This window comes from Neobacillus sp. YX16 (genome assembly GCF_030123505.1).
Classification (GTDB): domain Bacteria; phylum Bacillota; class Bacilli; order Bacillales; family Cytobacillaceae; genus Neobacillus.
This window is the reverse complement of sequence record NZ_CP126115.1, coordinates 5,736,848-5,756,061: the sequence shown is the minus strand read 5'-3', so window position 1 is coordinate 5,756,061 and position 19,214 is coordinate 5,736,848. Positions and strand designations below refer to the sequence as shown.

Annotated in this window: 13 protein-coding genes; 8 read left to right on the top strand and 5 right to left on the bottom strand. The window is 39.7% G+C overall.

Annotation, left to right across the window (positions count from 1 at the left end):
- The first annotated feature begins 15 nt into the window (after nucleotides 1-15).
- Genes QNH48_RS28180 through QNH48_RS28155 form a run of 6 tightly spaced genes read left to right on the top strand, consistent with a single transcriptional unit; the run spans nucleotide 16 to nucleotide 10,737 of the window.
- On the top strand, nucleotides 16-1,146 hold the full coding sequence (locus tag QNH48_RS28180) for an FHA domain-containing protein (protein WP_283952944.1): 1,131 nt from the start codon (nucleotides 16-18) through the stop codon (nucleotides 1,144-1,146).
- 18 nt (nucleotides 1,147-1,164) lie between these two features.
- Complete coding sequence (locus tag QNH48_RS28175; RefSeq protein WP_283952943.1) at nucleotides 1,165-1,932, top strand: PP2C family protein-serine/threonine phosphatase; 768 nt, start codon at nucleotides 1,165-1,167, stop codon at nucleotides 1,930-1,932.
- 15 nt (nucleotides 1,933-1,947) lie between these two features.
- On the top strand, nucleotides 1,948-3,624 hold the full coding sequence (locus QNH48_RS28170) for a serine/threonine protein kinase (protein ID WP_283952942.1): 1,677 nt from the start codon (nucleotides 1,948-1,950) through the stop codon (nucleotides 3,622-3,624).
- A 14-nt stretch (nucleotides 3,625-3,638) separates the two neighbouring features.
- Entirely contained in the window at nucleotides 3,639-4,337 is a 699-nt protein-coding gene (locus QNH48_RS28165; RefSeq protein WP_283952941.1) for a hypothetical protein, read from the top strand.
- 50 nt (nucleotides 4,338-4,387) lie between these two features.
- Complete coding sequence (locus QNH48_RS28160; RefSeq protein WP_283952940.1) at nucleotides 4,388-10,477, top strand: Ig-like domain repeat protein; 6,090 nt, start codon at nucleotides 4,388-4,390, stop codon at nucleotides 10,475-10,477.
- Between the two features lie 5 nt (nucleotides 10,478-10,482).
- Nucleotides 10,483-10,737, top strand: coding sequence for a hypothetical protein (locus tag QNH48_RS28155; protein ID WP_283952939.1), 255 nt, complete (start codon nucleotides 10,483-10,485; stop codon nucleotides 10,735-10,737).
- Between the two features lie 956 nt (nucleotides 10,738-11,693).
- Here QNH48_RS28155 and QNH48_RS28150 read toward each other — a convergent pair.
- The 5 genes from QNH48_RS28150 to QNH48_RS28130 all read right to left on the bottom strand — a co-directional run bounded on the left by QNH48_RS28150 (nucleotide 11,694) and on the right by QNH48_RS28130 (nucleotide 15,814).
- Nucleotides 11,694-12,293: a 4Fe-4S single cluster domain-containing protein gene (locus QNH48_RS28150; RefSeq protein ID WP_283952938.1), complete on the bottom strand. Its 600-nt coding sequence runs from the start codon at nucleotides 12,291-12,293 to the stop codon at nucleotides 11,694-11,696.
- The gene (locus QNH48_RS28145; RefSeq protein WP_283952937.1) at nucleotides 12,293-13,048 is read right to left on the bottom strand and encodes a ComEA family DNA-binding protein; all 756 of its coding nucleotides are present in this window, start codon (nucleotides 13,046-13,048) and stop codon (nucleotides 12,293-12,295) included. The genes QNH48_RS28150 and QNH48_RS28145 overlap by 1 nt, the downstream gene beginning before the upstream one ends.
- A gap of 120 nt (nucleotides 13,049-13,168) precedes the next feature.
- Nucleotides 13,169-13,900 carry a hypothetical protein gene (locus QNH48_RS28140; RefSeq protein WP_283952936.1) on the bottom strand — a complete coding sequence of 244 codons (732 nt, stop codon included), beginning with the start codon at nucleotides 13,898-13,900 and terminating at the stop codon, nucleotides 13,169-13,171.
- On the bottom strand, nucleotides 13,901-14,128 hold the full coding sequence (locus tag QNH48_RS28135; RefSeq protein ID WP_283952935.1) for a DUF2997 domain-containing protein: 228 nt from the start codon (nucleotides 14,126-14,128) through the stop codon (nucleotides 13,901-13,903).
- Nucleotides 14,129-14,149: 21 nt separating this feature from the next.
- Nucleotides 14,150-15,814 carry an AAA family ATPase gene (locus QNH48_RS28130; RefSeq protein ID WP_283952934.1) on the bottom strand — a complete coding sequence of 555 codons (1,665 nt, stop codon included), beginning with the start codon at nucleotides 15,812-15,814 and terminating at the stop codon, nucleotides 14,150-14,152.
- Between the two features lie 322 nt (nucleotides 15,815-16,136).
- Between QNH48_RS28130 and QNH48_RS28125 the strand changes: the two genes are divergently transcribed.
- Both QNH48_RS28125 and QNH48_RS28120 read left to right on the top strand, forming a co-directional pair.
- On the top strand, nucleotides 16,137-16,823 hold the full coding sequence (locus QNH48_RS28125) for a response regulator transcription factor (RefSeq protein ID WP_283952933.1): 687 nt from the start codon (nucleotides 16,137-16,139) through the stop codon (nucleotides 16,821-16,823).
- Nucleotides 16,798-18,870 carry a sensor histidine kinase gene (locus QNH48_RS28120; protein ID WP_283952932.1) on the top strand — a complete coding sequence of 691 codons (2,073 nt, stop codon included), beginning with the start codon at nucleotides 16,798-16,800 and terminating at the stop codon, nucleotides 18,868-18,870. The genes QNH48_RS28125 and QNH48_RS28120 overlap by 26 nt, the downstream gene beginning before the upstream one ends.
- The last annotated feature ends 344 nt before the right edge of the window (nucleotides 18,871-19,214 follow it).

Here is a 19,214-nt window from a genome sequence, read left to right as displayed (position 1 = left end):
ATTCAGGAGATATTTATGGGTAAAACAACCGTTGAACTGAACAAGAATAAATATAATGTTGTGAATAAGCTACTGCATCCCGAAGCCATCAATGAACGCGAATTAAATGCCATTGCGGGGGGATTATTTGAGAATCTTATTCCTGTGCATGCAGAAGTGAACAAAAAGGGTACAGCGTTAACGGGGTCAATCGTTGATATGATGACGCTCCAATCCTATTTTAGTAGTGTTGTCAGCAAAAAGATGTTTTTGGATGTCATCACACAGCTTGTAGCTGTTGTAAAGGATTGTGAAAGGAACTTAATGAATGTAAACAATCTTATGTTGGATTGGCATTCTATTTTTCTTGATCCGAGAACGAAAAAGATTAAATGTATTTTCTGGCCGATTGTGAATAACCAAAATCCATATGGTTTGGCTGACTTTTTTAATGATTTGCCATTTCGTGTTGTTTTTACGAAACATGAAGATCACAAGTATATGAGTACGTATTTGAACTATTTTAAGAGTAACTCTATTTTTTCAATTAAGGGCTTTGAAAAAACCCTCTTTGAAATAATAGGAAAACCGATAGAAAACCAGTCTTATCTTCCCTCTGATTCGAAGAATATTGGAGATAGTAGCCGGTATTCTGCGAAGCAGGGTGATGGAAAGTCAAAAAATGCTCCGATTGCCTATAATCCGTTTAGCGCTTCTGAGGCAAAGGAAGAAGCTTCAAAGCATTGTACCAACTGTGGAAAACCTGAAACAAGAAAAGCTGATACCCAAAGTTTTAGTGAAACGACCGTTCTGGGTGCAGATGCTTATGACCTTGGGACAACAGTGCTGGGTGCAGATAGTGGGGCAGAACTAACTTTCCCCTATTTAATCAGAGAAAAAACGCAGGATAAAATCAGTGTTGACAAGCCTTCTTTCCGTATTGGCAAGGAAAGTCAGTATTGTGATTATTTTATCTCCAATAATAATGCCATTAGCCGAAGTCATGCGGATATTCTTACAAAGGATAGTCGTTATTATATTATCGATCATAACTCGACAAATAAAACGTATGTAGAAGGACGAGTTATTCCGGTAGAAAAAGAGGTTGAGATTTTCTCAGGAACAAAGGTAAGACTAGCCAATGAAGACTTCGTTTTTTACATATAAGCAAGGAAGGTTCGCAAAATGGAAGTATTAACAGCGGCATACAGCGATATCGGGATTAAAAAAGCAACAAATCAAGACAGCTTATGTATAAAGGTTGCTGATACATCACTTGGAAAAGTTCTTCTAGCGGTCATTTGTGACGGAATGGGTGGCCTCTCTAAAGGTGAAGTTGCCAGTGCAAGTGTCATCCATGCCTTTTCAGAATGGTTCGAGCAGGAACTTCCTCTACAACTTGGTGATGGTGATAGGGATGAGATCAGGTATCGCTGGGATCGAATCATTAAAGAGCAAAATCAAAGAATCGCAGAGTATGGAAGAAGAATAGGAATTCAGTTGGGAACCACAGTGACCGCTTTGCTCATCATCGATTCGACGTTTATGTTGATTGGCCATGTCGGAGATTCGAGAGTGTATCGGCTGAACCAAAAGCTTGAAATACTGACCGAAGATCAAACGGTTGTCGGCAGAGAGGTTAGACGAGGAACACTAACCCCAGAGCAAGCCAAGCTGGATCCACGACGAAATGTTCTTTTGCAATGTATCGGAGCTTCTAAACTAGTAGAGCCGCAGTTTATGGCTGGAACACCTAAACGGGGAGAAGTTTACATGCTCTGTTCAGATGGGTTCCGTCATATGCTCTCGGAGGCTGAAATTTATCATGCCTTCTCACCAGCGTCACTAAGGGATGAAGCCATCATGGAACAAAAAGCAAAAGAATTGGTTGAACTTAATAAGCAAAGACAAGAAACCGATAATATCACCGTTGTGCTTGTTAAACTTCTGTAAGGATGGGGATTTCGTTTGGCAGCAATTGGGTCAGTTGTAGAGGGTAAATATGAAATACTGAAGTTGATTGGACAGGGCGGTATGTCAAAGGTATACCTGGCAATGGACAAGCGGCTCAACAAACAGTGGGCAGTCAAAAAAATTGAAAAAAACGGAAGAGATAAGAATAACCAAGTTTTCATTCAAAGTGCCATTGACGAAGCCAACATGATTAAGAAGCTGGACCATCCTTCATTACCTCGTATTGTAGACATCATCGACCATGTAAATATGATTTATGTCATTATGGACTACATTGAAGGGGAACCGTTGAATAAAATTTTGGAGGAGTATGGAGCGCAGCCGCAGGATTTAGTCATTGAATGGGCCAAGCAGCTTTGTGAGGTGCTAGATTACTTGCATACCTGTGATCCGCCCATCATTTATCGTGATATGAAGCCTGCAAACGTGATGTTAAAGCCGGATGGCAACATAAAGCTCATCGACTTTGGTATCGCCAGGGAATACAAGGAGCAAAATCTAGCAGATACGGTAAGTTTGGGAACAAAAGGATATGCAGCACCTGAGCAGTTCGGCGGCAAAGGTCAAAGTGATGCGCGAACGGATGTCTATTGTCTTGGGGTCACGCTCTATCATTTGGTTACAGGGCAGAATCCTTGTGAGCCGCCATACGAGTTATATCCCATTCGCCATTGGAATCCCCAATTATCTGGTGGTTTGGAAAGAATCATTCAAAAATGTACGCAGCTTAATCCTGATGATCGCTATCAATCTTGTGCCGAGTTGTTATATGCACTGAATCATTATGAAGAAATAGATGATCTTTATCGAGCCAAGCAAAAGGCAAAGCTTAGCAACTTTAGTCTAGTAAGCGGGGCAGCGGTTCTTTTCTTAGCGGTTGGCATTTTGGGTCAGGTAATGAACATTTCGACAACAAATGATGATTACCATGCGAATATTGAAAATGCCGAGGCTGCAACGGCGGAGAGCAAAAAGATAGACTATTATTTAAAGGCCATTGATATTAAGCCCACGGAGACCAAGGCCTATGAGGAATTAGTGAATACTTTTAAAAATAATGCTTCCTTTTCAGTCGAAGAAGAGGAAATACTCACGAAGATCATTAGTCCCCATTTAATAGACTTGTATGAAAATCCTGCCTATGCCAATCTTGCATTTGAAATCGGTAAAGCTTATTGGTATTACTACGACTATGGAAAAAGTGAGACCAGTGATAATCAGACTACTAGAATGATTAGCTCGGTTAAATGGTTCGATGATGCGGTCCGCTATGGCTCTAAGGATAGTGAGTTTTACAAAATGGCTGTTATCTACCGGGAGATTGGCCGGTTTAATCAAGATATTACGATTTTAGTAGAAGAAGCCTCTGATAAAGGGAAATATAAACCGTATTGGGAAAATATTAAAGAGCTGATGAAGCTGATTGATGACGAAAGTGAAATTGTTAAATTGGAACTCTACCGATTGACAATGTTTTCTGTCGAGCAGCATGCTAGGAAATTCAAAGCAGATGGGGTAACAGAAAGTGATATTCGTTCGGTTGTTGAATCTGTGAAGAAAAGCACAAATGATGTAGATGTATCAACAGACAAAACGACCGCTATAAAAAATGAGGTAGTGGATCGTTTTGATTTAATCGCTCAAGAAATCGATAAAGCATATCGGAATTGACAGGGGGAATTCGAATGGATGCAACAACGTGGCTAATTATTTCAATTGTCGGATATTCCCTTGCAGGTATCCTGTTGATAGTCGTTGTTTTTATGTTTTTCAAGATGAACATTCCCGCGATTATTGGTGATTTGAATGGTAAAACGGCAGCAAGACAGATACAAGAAATCCGAGAAAAGAACAAACTTACGGGTAATAAGCAGCACAGGCCCAGCACTTTTAATGTGGAAAGAGGAACGTTAACTGCCCCTGTAAGTTCTCGATTCGGGAGAACAGGAAAGGCTGGCAGCACTCAAGCTGCCATCTCTGAAGAGTCAAAGTACTTAGAGATAAAAGGGATTACTGCTCAATCCTCTCGTCCGACTGTGGTGGAGAACCTGCCGACAGAAGTAATTTCCGAGCAGGAGAACCTTTCAATTATGGATGAGGCTACAACGGTTCTGACTGAAGAAACCCAAGTGTTAACGGGAATTTATTCTGATTCTACAGAAGTACTGATGAATGAAACAGAGGTACTCGAAAAAGGGACCGAAGTGTTGATGAATGAAACGGAAGTACTTGATAACGGTACCGTGGTCTTGGCAGAGGATATTGGGACCACCGTATTAAATGGAACTACGGAATTAGATAGCAAGAATGTTACAAAGGTGTTAGCGATTGAATTTAAAATCGTGAAGGATATAAAAATCACCCATACAAATGAAGTGATTTAAGTTTTTTAAACAACTACATGATTTTAATTTCTTAAGGAGAGAGAAAACAAATGCATACAAGGAAGAAATCAAGGGTCACTCGCATTTTGGCTTTAGTACTTGCCATCTTGCTCGTTACCTATCAGATACCAGTTGGTACAGGCCTGCCGGTATATGCAGAAAATGGGGAAGACACGATAGAGACAACAGATACAATAACCCAAAATACGGATGACTTGGCTGCTCAAGATTCAGAAACGGTACCTGAATTGGAAACTGAACCTGGACCTGGACCTGAAACTGAACCGGTATCTGAATCAAATCCAGTAACGGAACCAGTTACCTATAATGTAAAAGTTGAATCGGCTGGTAATGGAACAGGTAAAGTTGAAATTGACGGAACAGAATATACCACAAGTCCCGTTCCTGTTTTAGAAGGTACAGAAGTTGAATTAGTCGTTACTCCGGATACAAATTCCGAAATTAAGTCTGTGAAAATTGGTCATAACGATGTAGTAGAGGTTTCAGAGAAAGAAAAGCTAGGGTACAGTACAAAAATTCCTGCTATTTCTGATGAAACAACTGTTGTAGTTGAATTTGTCTTGAAAACCTATGAGATTGAATTGAACTATGCTGAGGGCGACGGTATTGTCAAAAAGGATAATCTTCAAATAAAAACTGATTCTGTCCTACATGGATCAGATGTATCCTATACGGTGGTTCCGAGTACTAGTAATCATATTAAGAGTATTAAAATCACGAAAGGCGAAGAAATATTAGAACTTCCACTTCCAACTGATGTTACAAATTCTACTAAGAATCATACTTTCTCTCTCGCTAACGTGACAGAAAATCAACGTATAGACGTGGAATTTGAAACCAACACCTATTTTATTACTTTTACTACGAATGAGTATGGAACCATTTATACTTCAGATGGTGGAAAGGTAGAAGTAAAGCATGGTAAAGACGCTTCGTTTACGGCAATCCCACTACCTAATTATCATGTTGATCGTATTCAAATTAAAAATGTAAATAAAGACGAGTATGTAGAAGTAGACATTCCAGAAGATGTGAAGGAAAGCACACAAAACTTTTCCTACACCATACCAAATGTTAAGAAAAATTTGGAGGTAACTGTCACTTTTGCGATCAATACTCATGAAGTGACTACCTCTGTAATGAGTGAAAAAGATGAGAATGGTGAATATGTTGAAAATGGTACGATTTCATCCGTAGATTCTGAAGTGGAACATGGCAGTCAAACTGCTGTAACCATAACACCTGATGAATCTTATCGAATTAAGGAAATATTTGTAGAGGGTTCAAGTATCTCTCTTGAATCTGAAGACTTTATTGACAATGATGATGGAACTTTTACCTACAGTCTTAAAAACATTACAAAAGAAACAAACGTTCAAGTTTCATTTGAACCGATCCCTCTTTCTGATGAACCATGGGGCAATTATATGGAGATGACACCTGAAACTGGATCTTTAATTGAAAAGAAACGTACGAGTGGAAATCATGTTGATAATTTATACATTTTTTCAAAAGATACCAAATTGAGATTAAAACCAGTTGACCCTTTTAATCGGTTGAAAATTAACTATGGTTGGGCACCAGAGTATTACATTGGTCATTCGATTGAAATTAAAACGTTAAGCGTTAAAACAAAGAATTTCTTTTATTCGAAAAATGAGCAATCTATTCAATTACCAGGAAACTTATATCTTGTAATCGATAAGCAAAAGCCTGAAGTAAACGATACTTTGCTGCTGACAGGTGAGGACAAAGAAAAAGTTGGAGATTCACTCTGGTTTAGTGGGGCTGTTACCGTTTCAGGTACGATAGATAATATTGAAGAGAAAATTGATAGAAATAGCGTTCCCTATTCCACTGCGATTGATAAGGTTTACTATAGTGAAGGTGAGTACTCTCTAGAAAATCGCAAAGAGGCTAAATTTGACTCTGAAACGAATCAATTTGAGTTTCTAACAGAGGATAAAAATTACCAAGGCATTTACAGCATTTGGAGTGTTGATAAAGCCGGAAATGAATCAGACGTTAAGCGAGTAACCATCAACATTGATAAAATTACTCCTGAACTAGATGGCGAAAAAACAGCTGTTACCTTAACTCCGAAAAATAATGGGTTCTTTGCGAGTGCCATAAACTTCCTTACATTTGGGACTTTCTTTAATCAAGAAATGGAAGTAACCGTTAAGGGTAAAGACGATGCTTCAGGTGTTAAAGGGATTGAATTAAAGTCTACGGATGAAGAAGATGTTCCTGAAAGAGTAGAAGGCAGCTTTGAAAAAGGAAAATTGACTGCTAAAGAAACGTTCACTCTTAAAGATGGTCATAATGGTACACTAACTGTAGTAGTGACTGACAATGTTAACAATGAAAATTCAGTTAAAATCACGAATATACATTCAAATATGGTTGCAGAAAATGGAAAAGTGATGATTGAAAGCATTGCTCCAGAGGCAAGCATCGGCGTGACACATGATGAAGGTAAAGTTACAAAATATGTGAATGACGCTGGTCAAGAATTTTACAATGGTGATGTAACGTTTGATGTAGTAGTGGGCGATCAGCAATCAGGTGTGGATACGGTAACCATTAGTTCAAATGATGATAAGACCTTCAAAAAGGAAGATTATTCTGATAAGGAAACCCATGAGGTTCCTTATACTTTCACAACTGTTGACTTAAGCCATGCTGGAGTTAACATTGAAGATGATGGTTCTTACAAGGTATCAGCGGAAGTTACGGATAATGCCGGGAATAAAAATAGTACTCCAGTAGAAAAAACTATTTTCGTAGATACGAAGGTTCCAGAACTCATGGATGGCAAAGAAGCGGTAACCTTTGAACCTAAGTATGATAGTGGTCTTGCGAAAGCAATCAATTTCCTAACCTTTGGAACCTTCTTTAATGAGGAAATTGAAATTACTGTAAAGGCTAAGGATGACATTGCTGGAATTAAAGATCTTTATGTAAATGCTACTTCAGCAAAGAATCAGGAAGTTAAAAAGTTAGAGGCAGACATCATAAGAGATGGATTGAATGCCGTAGCAACATTTACTCTAGATGTTGTAAGTTTTAAAGGAACTTTTGATGTTGTCGTGACAGACAATGTAGACAATCAAGAAACCTATCGGGTTAATGCAGGTAATTCGAATATCAAAGCAAAGGGCAATGATGAATTAATGATTGAGAATACATCTCCTACTGCCGATATTCAAGTTACCCACGGTGATAAAGTAATTCCGTATGTGGATCATTCCGGTAAAGTTTTCTATAGCAATGACGTTACCTTTGAAATTAACGTTCAAGATACGAAATCAGATATTGAATCTGGTATTAAGAATGCTAAAGTTCAGGTGAACAAGGAACAAGAAAAAGGATACGAAAAAGAATACAAGTATGAGACTCAACTAGAATCGAGTATGTCTCTTGAGGCTATTCATACAAAGGATGTAGGAATTAACGAAAATGGTTCATACGAACTTTCAGTAGAGGTATCGGATAATGCCGGCAATCTACTGGATAATCCTGAAAACACTGTAGATCCTACAAAATTAGTAAAAACCGTTTATATCGATAATAAGCTGCCAGAAATCACCCAGTTCGCGTTTAGTGCTGCTGGCGAAAATGCAGTGGAACAGAATCGTCCATATCAATCTGTTGAGTTAACCAAGTATGGATTCTTTTTCAAAAAGCCAACGCAAGTGACGGTAACAGCAGAAGATAATACCGAAACGGGCAAGGCAGCGAGTGGCCTCCAATCCATCACTGTTTATTTACAAGACTATGAGAATGGTAAAACCTATGCATTACAATCAGATGGTTCTTTACTAGAGAAATCTGATAGTAACAATATTGCAGCCATTTCAACTGATCGTGAAGTTACTTTCACTGTTCCAGCATCATTTAAAGGTCAGATTTATGCGAAAGCAACAGACCATGTTACGAACAGTAGTGATTTTGTCACACCAGATGGTGCTGTAATTGAAGATGCTAAGAAGCACGAAGAGACATCTGCTATCAAGATTGACCCAGTAGTTAAAACATCTTTTAAAGACAATGAAAATAAAGATCTTTATAACAAAAATGTTGATGTAAATGTAACCGTAACGGATACGTATTCAGGTCTTGCAGAGGTTGAATGGTCTGTTGTTGCACCTTATGATACCGCTCATAATCAAGCTGGTAAGGTTGCAATCGACAATGAGGGCAAACTTGCTGGAAATCTTGAAGGCTGGAGTAAAACAAAGTTTGATGAGAATCTTGTCACTGAAATGACAAAAAAACTAACTGTTACGAATAATAGTAATGGTATTGTTGTCAAAGTAAAAATAACGGACCGAGTAGGAAACACCTCGGAAAAGTTTATTAATTTTAGCATCGACAAGACTGCTCCTACCATGGAGGTTACGTATGATAACAACACAGCTGATGCGCAAAATGCTGATTTCTTCAAGGCAGATCGCACAGCGACGATTGTTATTACCGAGCGTAACTTTAAGGCCAATGATGTTGTTCATGCGATTACCAATACAGATGGTGTTATTCCTAAATTAGTTGGCTGGACAACTAGAGCAAATTCTCAGGACCCAGATAAAACCACTTATACTGCAACCGTTAAATACAGTGCAGATGGAGATTACACATTTGATATCAAATACAAAGATAATGCAGGAAATGTGGCTGCCCCTTTCGCCCAGCATAAATTTACACTCGATAAAACGGTTCCTGTAATTAACGTAGCGTATAACAATAATTCAGCAGCAAATGGTAATTATTTTAAAAATGCTAGAACGGCGACGATTTCTATTAAAGAGCATAATTTTGAAACAAGTCGTATTCAGGTGACAGGCACCGCAACAGATGGTGGTAACCCAGTAGCATTCCCGAAAACAAGTGGATGGTCTACAAATGGTGATGTTCACACAGCTACCATCCAGTATTCTGCTGATGCGACTTATAGCTTTGATGTAGCCTATACGGATATGGCAGGCAATGTGGCTGCTGATTATTCCGTGGATACATTCATTGTTGACCAAACTGTGCCTAAGCTTAGCATTACGGGTGTAGCAGACAAGTCTGCTAATAATGGCGATGTTGCCCCAGTCATCTCTTATTCAGATACGAATTTCAATAAGAGTGCCGTTTCAATTAGCTTAAAAGGGTGGAATAAAGGGAACGTATCATTGGCTGGAAGCTCTGCGGAGGCTCCGAACGGTCAAGTCTATACGTTCAAAAACTTTGAAAAAACGAAGGAAAATGACGATCTTTATACCTTAACAGCTACTCTTACTGACTTTGCTGGAAATGTATCAACACAAACGATTATGTTCTCTGTGAACCGTTTTGGTTCGGTTTATACCTTTGATGAAACCTTGAAAGCGATAGATGGTAAGTATATGAAGGATGAACAAGACGTTATCTTGACAGAAACAAATGTCGACAGCTTGAAGAAAGATACCATTCAGGTGAAGATGACGAAAAATGGTACACCTCGTGATTTGGTTGAAGGAACAGATTATACTGTTACGGAAACAGGTGGTGAGGGTACTTGGAGTCAGTACACGTATGTGGTGAAAAAAGATCTATTTGCTGCAGACGGTAAATACACCGTTGCTATTTACTCAGAGGATGTAGCGGGTAACGTTAATGAAACCATCGATGAAAAGAAAAAAGCTGAGGTTTCATTCGGTATCGACAAGACCGCTCCTGTGATTGTACCCATTGATTTAGAAAATGGCCGCCAGTATCCCGTTGAGAATAAAACGGTATCGGTATCCATCAAGGACAATCTGGTCCTTAACGGTGCGACCATTTATTTGAATGGTAAGGTCGTTGACCATAAGGCGGAAGGGGAGAACTTTACCTTTGCGATCCAAAGCTCTAATGATTTGCAGGATGTAAAGATTACAGCGGTGGATGCAGCTGGTAATGAACTATCGAAAGAAGTGAAAGAATTGCTTGTATCTACGAACCCAATTGTCCGTTGGTACAACAATAAGCCGTTGTTTGCGGGATCTCTTGGTGGAATTGGCGGTCTAGGTGTGGCCATTGCTGCATTGGTCATTTTCCGTAAACAAAAGAAACACAGCATAGAAACTGAAAATGAAGTAGTTGGAGGCTAATACGGATGTTTGAAGATTTTACCCTATGGAATTGGCTTACCATTGCTAGTTTAGTTGTTAACCTTATTACCATGATTTTAGTAATTGTTTCTTTAACGAAGAAAAGGTCAATCCATGTGGAGCAGCAGGCTTCCGCACAAGTAGCTGCTTCAAAACAAACGAAGCCAGCAGAAGTATCTGGAGTGGTATTCTGCCGAAACTGCGGGAATCAATTTGATTCTAGTCGCAGCTCATGCCCAAGCTGCCACGCACCAAGATAGTATGCAAAAAAACGCAGACCTTTCAAGGTAAAGGGGTCACTTAAAGGGTGCACGAAGTCAAATTGACGCACGAAATGGCATACGCATTGGCGTATGCCATTTTTGTTATCGTATCAAGGGTTTAGATTGATTAATAGAAGAATTGACAATATAAAATATAAGTCCAATATCAAATGGCAATACTTATTGTATAAGGAAAAATTGGTGTCATTCTATTACCAAAACGGGTGTCAATATACTCGCTCTTGAGGACAAAACCAGCTTTGAAATCAGTAAAACTGTCCTCAATTGACTGCTCTTAAGGACAAAACCTACCATGAAATCGGTAAAACTGTCCTCAATGACTGCTCTTGAGGACAAAACCTGCCATGAAATCGGTAAAACTGTCCTCAATGACTGCTCTTGAGGACAAAACTTGCCATGAAATCGGTAAAACTGTCCTCAATGACTGCTCTTGAGGACAAAACTTGCCATGAAATCGGTAAAACTGTCCTCAATGATTGCTCTTGAGGACAAAACCTGCCATGAAATCGGTAAAACTGTCCTCAATGACTGCTCTTGAGGACAAAACCTGCCATGAAATCGGTAAAACTGTCCTCAATGACTGCTCTTGAGGACAAAACTTGCCATGAAATCGGTAAAACTGTCCTCAATGACTGCTCTTGAGGACAAAACTTGCCATGAAATCGATAAAACTGTCCTCAATCACTAAAGCGGAATAACTAACACAAAGTTTACCAAACAGCCAAAGAAAAAAAGAGTGCCATTTCTATTCAAATGAGCACTCTTTTCTATGTTTTTTTGTTGCCAATTTCTCTTACATTTTCTTAGTCAAAACGAGGTCATGCACCTCTAAAGTGAACCCTTTACCTTTCAAGGGGTCTGCGTTTTTCATTAGTTGATAAATGGAAAAAGGAAAAATTGGCACGCATAGTATGTCTACTTATCCATAAATCTTATTTTATTAACTCGTTGAATAATCCTTCTAAATCCTCAATGGTTGCCATACCGTTCGCAAAAACACGTCCATCAGGTTTTAAAGTTATTTCCATTCGGTTCGGTGTATTCGTTAACTCGTCCTTCAAGTAAGCATAGCGATCGGTTAAAAAGTGATACCTTTGATTGGATGATCCTACCCAGGGCCTGCTGAGGTCCCGCTTTTCTTTTTGAAAAGGGCCATCAATCAAAAGGTCCGTTACACGTAATAAGTCATTCCAATCCTTACGATTAGCACTCTTGATATCTTCCAGAACGTAACCTGAAAAGGTCATGACCGATAACCCCGTTTCCTTCAAACGTGCGCCCAATTCTGCGAGTGCTTCCGCTTGTTCAAAAGGTTCGCCTCCTAAAAAGGTGATACCCTCCACCTTAGGTCCAGCTATTATCTTCTGGGCAAGTTCTTCGACGGTTACATCGTAGCCACCCTTTGTGGACCAGGTAAATGGAACAGCACAGCCGGAACAGCGAATCGGACAGCCTTGAACTTGAAGACAAGCCCGTTCACCCGGACCTTCCACACGGGTAAAGGGAATGAATTGGTGAATTCGAAGTTTCATTAAAAATCAACCATCCGTCCAGTCCATCTCTGTGATGAATCTTCTGTTGGGATTACCACCACAAGTGGACGAATTTTTTCAACGATATGCGGTTTTAGGCCCAACAGCTGGGAGAAATCCTCCAGTGATCGGAAGCCGCCTAATTTATCCCGCTCCATCATTGCTCTTTTTGCCAAGATTGGACCCACACCTGGCAGCATGGCAAGTTCCAGCTCAGAAGCCTTATTCAAGTCAACAGGATCTGGTTTATGCCGCTCTGTTTGAACCGGGGAAACCTCTGCTGTTCGGGTAGGTGGATGAGAATGCGCTGGCTGTGTTGGAGCCTGCTGCGATACTGGGTTTGGCTGCTCCAGCGACTGTTCGATGGGAGCTTGGTTGAACTTTACTCCATACTCGGATTGAATTTTTCCTCTTAATTTATAATCCTCATAAGGTTCTCTTAATTCTATTGCTTCTAATCGATACAAGTACTCCTTACGAATACGAAAGGCATGGATCATGGAGGCTATCCATCCCCCTAACAGAGAAGTACCCATTAAATCCCATTGCCAGTCATTTGATTCGTAACGGTCTCCGATTGCCATAAGGAGGATAAATGGTATGGCATAAAGAGCTCCATACATTTTCCATTTTTTATGATTTACTTTAGAGCCAATAATGAAAAAAGCGACCCAATTAAACATTACCGTAAAGGTTAATAAAATCCACCAAGATTTCCTTACTCTCCAAAACTTCCCCTTCGGTGTTGGTGTCATGTTATGATGTCCTCCCTTAAAATCTCTCAGTCTATGATTTATCCATTGCAGACAGAGGTGAAATCGGACTAGGGGTTGAAGTACGCTTGAAACCCTTTTATCGTAAAAGAAAGGCTTTGTTTAGCCTTGGATGTTTAACGTAATGACAATCGAGTTATCTTCAAGCACTTCTTCCGTTTCAACTGTTAAATTTTTCTGTGCTGCTCTTTGTTTCAGTTTTTCGTAAACCAATGCTTGTACACATCGTTTATATTCATCATCTACATCGGAGATATACATATAAATATCCTGCAAACTTGGTGCATTTTTAATTTCCACCGAGTAAGGAGTGTCTCCATTCTGTCGAAACGTTAAATGAGTTCCCTGCACGGTACAGGAAATATCCCCATTATTCCCTTGAATTGTGTTGACGCCGAATTCCTTTAACGTCCGAGTTAAAATGTTTCCATCCCGGAAATTGGTAGGGAAGGTATGTACAGGTTCTTGTTCAAGTTGATTCTCTGCTATGTAATCACCAGTGAAGATTTTTCTCATCGATTTTTGTTCCAAATCCTTCATAAATTGCTGAAAGGCAGCCTGAGAATCGGCTTTTTCAAAAATTGCCTGCCACTTGCCATCGACAAACTCCCAAAAGAAAAATTGCTTTTCCCCATTTAGGTGGGTCTTGATCGATCCACCCCATTTCTCAGCATCATAACCCGCTTTTTGAAGTGTTTGAATTAAATCCTGTTCATTTTCAAAGCTCGTTGCAACCTTTACCTGCATGGAATCAACCCATTCATGGAATTGATCCTTGCCCAAACATGTGCGAAGGGTAAGGGCTATTGGAATTAAAGCCAATGATACAGACATTTACCTTACCCCCTTTGTGTTCACGGTAATCGGGTTGGATTGCATTTCGTCTATATGAACTTCTTCTGTTTGGTAATACTCGGAAGTATATTCAGATTCAATGATTTCTGCTTCCAATAATTCCTCGAGCAGGGAGATATAATCTGTACACTTTTTCCCTTTCACTCCTAGAACTTCAGCTTGGATTTGACCGTCTTGAAAAATTTGTATTCGTAATTGCTTTGACATTTTATACCCCGTCCTTATTATCTAAAAATCTACCGCTCTGCCGCCTCGTTCCATTCGGACATCTTCGTCTTTTGGAGGAGGAGATAGGACGATTTCCTTTTTACTTTTGTATTCGGCACGGTCTTCTTTTGGCGTAGCTGCCACTGCGCGAACATTGGCCCATTCTCGGATGGAATGTATTTGCTCTGCTTGAGTAATCGAAAGGGGGACCGTATTATTAATGGCCTTCTCAAAGTCCCCGAGGTCTATACTGCGGTCTTCAGAGAATGCTTCAAACAAAGCAGAAATGACGATTTGTTCCACTTCCGCTCCGACATATCCTTCTGTTAACTGAGCTAATCTTTCTAGCACCCCGTCGTTTATTTCAAAGTGTCCCATTACTTGTGGATCGATTAACCGCTTTTGCATATGTACTCGGAAGATGTCCATTCGTTCCTTCATCGTAGGAAGGTCGACAAAGAATATTTCATCAAAACGTCCTTTGCGCAGCAACTCCGCTGGTAACGAATGAATATTATTGGCCGTTGCCACGACAAATACCGGTTTGGTTTTTTCCTGCATCCACGTAAGGAAAGTACCAAAGATTCGGCTTGAGGTCCCGCTATCACCACTAGAGGAAAGACCGCTAAAGCCTTTTTCAATTTCATCAATCCAAAGAATAGAAGGAGAGATGGCTTCGACCGTTTGAATGGCTTTGCGCATATTTTCTTCACTGCTGCCGACAATTCCGCTAAATATCTTCCCCATATCTAGACGAAGGAGGGGAAGCTGCCACATCGCACTGATGGATTTGGCAATTAAGCTTTTTCCACAGCCTGGAACCCCTGTAATCAGAACGCCTTTAGGAGCAGGTAGCCCATATTTCTGTGCAGAATCAAGCCAGGATTTGTCTCGTTTCTTTAACCAGCGCTTGAGATTTTCAAGTCCTCCGACATCTTCTATCTTTAGGTCACTTTTAATAAATTCTAAAATTCCCGACTTCTTGATAATCTGCCGTTTTTCTTCAATGATAACCTCGACATCTTTTATATCTAACCGGCCGTCCTCAACCATCGCACGCGCAAATGCATTTTCCGCTTCATGGAGTGTTAATCCTAAGGCTGCCTTTGCAAGACGTTCTTTTTCGTCATTTTTTAGATCAATGACGATTCGGCCGCTTCGTTGATTCGCATAAATCATTTCATCTAATACATACTTGATTTCAGAAAAAGTAGGGAGGTCAAAATCTACAATCGTCAAATCTTTTTGCAGGTCATCTGGCAGTACTAGACTTGGGCTGACAAAAATCACATTCTTAGGGCTGGGGCTTTGTTTTAATGTCGGTAAGAGGTCCCGAATTTTTCTTATCAATTGATTATCCGCCGGCCGTCCATTTGCACCAAAGTACACATGAAAATCCTTTAGGATGAAAATGGCAGGCTCATGATAATTTTCGACAAAGTCGAGTGCTTTGAGTGGGGCCTTTGTTTCTTCTTTCCCTTTCTGCCCATTTTCGGACAACCCTTTTGTTACACTCCACGTAAATACTTTCCGTGTTGTCTTTATCAGACTTTCGTCGGTGACCACCGACTGAATAACGTCAACTGCTCGTTCCTCTTCCCATGTTGAAATATATAAATAGGGAAACCGTGCTTTTAATAGATTCGATACTAAAACTTTAAAATCAGAAATGCTTTGTCCATTCACTTCTCATAATCTCCTTCTTGGCTGTCCTGCTGTAATAAAATTCAACAAAAAACTCACAAAACCCTGCAAAGATTTTCCTTTTTACAACTATTATACCACTGGGTGAGACCGTGGGGACGGTTCTTTTGGTCTCAATTGGACCATGATGGAGACCGGTTAGGAGACCTTGGGGACGGTTCGTCATTTGATTTCAAGTGACCATGAGAACCGTCCCCACGTCCCCTGGCGTAAATGCTAAGAAAATCTTAAGATTTACATATAGAGTTTGTTAAGATTTGATGGGTATGATGAATTTAGTAGCAAAAAAGGGGAGATATGATTCATGAACATATTGGTTTGTGATGATGATAAGGCAATTGTGGATGCGATTGGAATTTACTTGGAAAATGAAGGTTATCAAGTATTTAAGGCGTTTGATGGCATTGAGGCTATCGAAATCATCGATTATCAGGAGATTCATCTTATTATCATGGATATCATGATGCCAAGGATGGATGGAATTCGAGCGACGATGAAGATTAGAGAAGATAATAAAATACCAGTGATCATGCTTTCTGCTAAATCCGAGGATTACGATAAAATTTTAGGATTAAATATTGGAGCAGATGACTATATCACCAAGCCGTTTAATCCATTAGAGCTCATCGCAAGAGTTAAGTCACAGCTGAGAAGGTATACATCTTTTGGAGGGCTTGAAACCAAGACAAATGTCTATCGAACGGGGGGACTCATCATCGATGATGAAAGTAAAACCATCACTGTCGATGGAGAGATTGTCCATCTGACGCCGGTACAATATAAGATTGTAAAGCTACTGACTGCAAACGCCGGAAGGGTTTTCTCCATCGAGGAGATTTATGAGAAGGTATGGAATGAAGCGGCTTTTAGTCCGGAAAATACGGTGACCGTACATATCAGAAAAATTAGAGAGAAAATAGAAATCAATCCGAAAGAGCCAAAATATTTGAAGGTGGTGTGGGGAGTTGGATATAAAGTTGAAAAAATATAGTCACTCGATTACAACAAAAATTATCGTTTTTATGGTGATGATTACTTGTTTTGCAGGCATCGTCAAAGCATTTGTTGATGTTGAGGAAGTAAATGATGGCGATCTTGGTATCGTTTTTGAAGAAAACTACTTTTTAAGCCAGGCATATGTGCGGGAAACGGAGAGTATTGTTAGCAATCTAACGAGACTGCTTGGGGAGTATAAGAGTGAAGAACATATTTTAAAGGGCGGGAGTATAACGGAGGAAGAATTAAGAGGCGAAGTGGATCCCTTTTATTTAGATTTTTTGTCTCAATCCAAAAGTTATAATCCCAATATTAGTGAAGCGGAAAACTATGAAAAGTTTAAAACCGAATATGCCGATCAGATCGCGCGGGCAAGGGATAGGCTGATAAAAGTTGATTTAAGGGAATACCATTTACTAGTGCAGAACCTAGAAGAGGTTAAGGCGCCAATGTATTATGCGAGTGATGGTGTGAACGAGTATACAAATACAACGACAGAACGAGAAAGGTTTAAAACGTTTCCTACCTATATGATGTTTGAGGAATATAAGAGAGACATATATCCAAAAGAAATAAGAGAGAATGAACGGTTCAATTGGATTACAGATAGAATAGATGAGTTGAATCCGGAAAGCGATGTTGTAGCGATTGCTTTTACAAAGGGATTTTTAGATGAACAAATAGAAGAATGGAAAGAAAATAAAGTCATTATTAAGGGTATTTTTTATAGATTATTAGCGTTCTTAGCAGGATTTATCCTTTCGTTTGTTTATCTGCTGCTTGTGATTGGAAGAAATTCATTTAAGGATGAAGAGCTGCGCATGCATGCAGTCGATAAATTATATGTTGATCTGAATTTCTTGCTTGGTATGGGACTCATATTCAGTTGGGTTGCACTTTTGGAGGATGTATCTTCTCCAAATATCGATATATTGGTCATCCCCATCACGATTCCGGTTTCCGTGGCAGTGTTTGTGCTGATTCTATCATTAGTGAGGCATTTCAAGAATGGAACGTTTTTCAGGCATACGTTGATTTATCGAATATTCTATAGGCTGTTTCAATTTGTAAAAAATGTTTATGACAGCGGTAGTGTTGGGGTAAAGACGGTATTGATTGTGATCGGATATCCAATAGTGGTTGCGGCAACGTTTTTTATATTCCCGATTACCTTGGGTTTGGCAGCATGGATTGCTTTTAGGAGAGTTAAGTCATTTCAGGCCATTAAAGAAGGGGTAGAGAAGATAAAAGATGGAGATATTCATCATACCATCGATGTGGGGGGGAAAGGAGAGTTCGCGAGACTTGCGGCTAATATCAATAGCATCACCGATGGGTTGAATAAGGCCGTTGATAGCGAACTGAAGAGTGAGCGGTTAAAAACGGAGCTCATCACCAATGTATCTCATGATATCAGAACGCCTTTAACCTCGATTATCACCTATGTGGATTTATTGAAGAAGGAAAAGCTCCCATTAAAGGCAGAGGAATATGTCGAAGTACTGGATCAAAAGTCCAAAAGGTTAAAAATCCTGACCGATGATTTATTTGAAGCGGCTAAGGCTTCCAGCGGAAGTATTCCGGTTCAATTGGAGCGTATCGATATTGTCTCTTTAATCACCCAGGGACTTGGGGAAGTCAGTGATAAAATAGAAGATTACGATTTAGCTTTTAAGTTCAATTATCCTAAGGAAAAGGTATACGTTGCAGCTGATGGGAAATTACTATGGAGATCCATCGAGAACGTCTTATCCAATATCTTCAAATATGCGCTTAAAGGGTCAAGGGTCTACATCGATGTCGAGGATTTAGGCAGCGAAGTGCTTCTTACCTTCAAGAACATTTCAGCGTACGAGTTAAATATTTCAGCAGACGAATTAATGGAGCGCTTTAAAAGAGGCGACGAATCCAGAACAAGTCAAGGCAGCGGATTAGGACTGTCCATTGCAGAAAGCCTCATCGATATCCAAAAAGGGAAATTCACCATCCAAGTGGATGGAGACTTGTTTAAGTCGATGATCACTTTACCCAAATATAATTAAAAAGACCGAAGACCGAAGACCATGAGAACCGTCCCTGTGGAAACCACTGTGGAAACCAGCTAAAAAGCTATAGTAATATTATTTAACAAGCGGGCGCTATTCTTTGAAAAGGCGCCTTTTTGTATGGAGTCATCCTTAATGAAAGACAACGAACCCTTTCACTTATAGTAGAAAGATTAATATCCCCCGATCGTTTATCTTCAGTGTTAACAAGCACTTAACACACTTTAACTCAAAGTTAACATTACCATAAAAAGAAAAATAGTTACTTATTCCTAGTTCAATCTCACTGAAATATTACCCCTAAATTTTTACATAGGAAAAGGTTGAGTTAGAATTAAGAT

What these genes read in the sequence shown, in the direction of transcription:
- QNH48_RS28165 (WP_283952941.1), top strand. Translation starts at nt 3,639, where the DNA reads ATGGATGCAACAACGTGGCTAATTATTTCAATTGTCGGATATTCCCTT.
- QNH48_RS28145 (WP_283952937.1), bottom strand. Translation starts at nt 13,048, where the DNA reads ATGACACCAACACCGAAGGGGAAGTTTTGGAGAGTAAGGAAATCTTGG.
- QNH48_RS28155 (WP_283952939.1), top strand. Translation starts at nt 10,483, where the DNA reads ATGTTTGAAGATTTTACCCTATGGAATTGGCTTACCATTGCTAGTTTA.
- QNH48_RS28150 (WP_283952938.1), bottom strand. Translation starts at nt 12,293, where the DNA reads ATGAAACTTCGAATTCACCAATTCATTCCCTTTACCCGTGTGGAAGGT.
- QNH48_RS28135 (WP_283952935.1), bottom strand. Translation starts at nt 14,128, where the DNA reads ATGTCAAAGCAATTACGAATACAAATTTTTCAAGACGGTCAAATCCAA.
- QNH48_RS28175 (WP_283952943.1), top strand. Translation starts at nt 1,165, where the DNA reads ATGGAAGTATTAACAGCGGCATACAGCGATATCGGGATTAAAAAAGCA.
- QNH48_RS28180 (WP_283952944.1), top strand. Translation starts at nt 16, where the DNA reads ATGGGTAAAACAACCGTTGAACTGAACAAGAATAAATATAATGTTGTG.
- QNH48_RS28160 (WP_283952940.1), top strand. Translation starts at nt 4,388, where the DNA reads ATGCATACAAGGAAGAAATCAAGGGTCACTCGCATTTTGGCTTTAGTA.
- QNH48_RS28140 (WP_283952936.1), bottom strand. Translation starts at nt 13,900, where the DNA reads ATGTCTGTATCATTGGCTTTAATTCCAATAGCCCTTACCCTTCGCACA.
- QNH48_RS28125 (WP_283952933.1), top strand. Translation starts at nt 16,137, where the DNA reads ATGAACATATTGGTTTGTGATGATGATAAGGCAATTGTGGATGCGATT.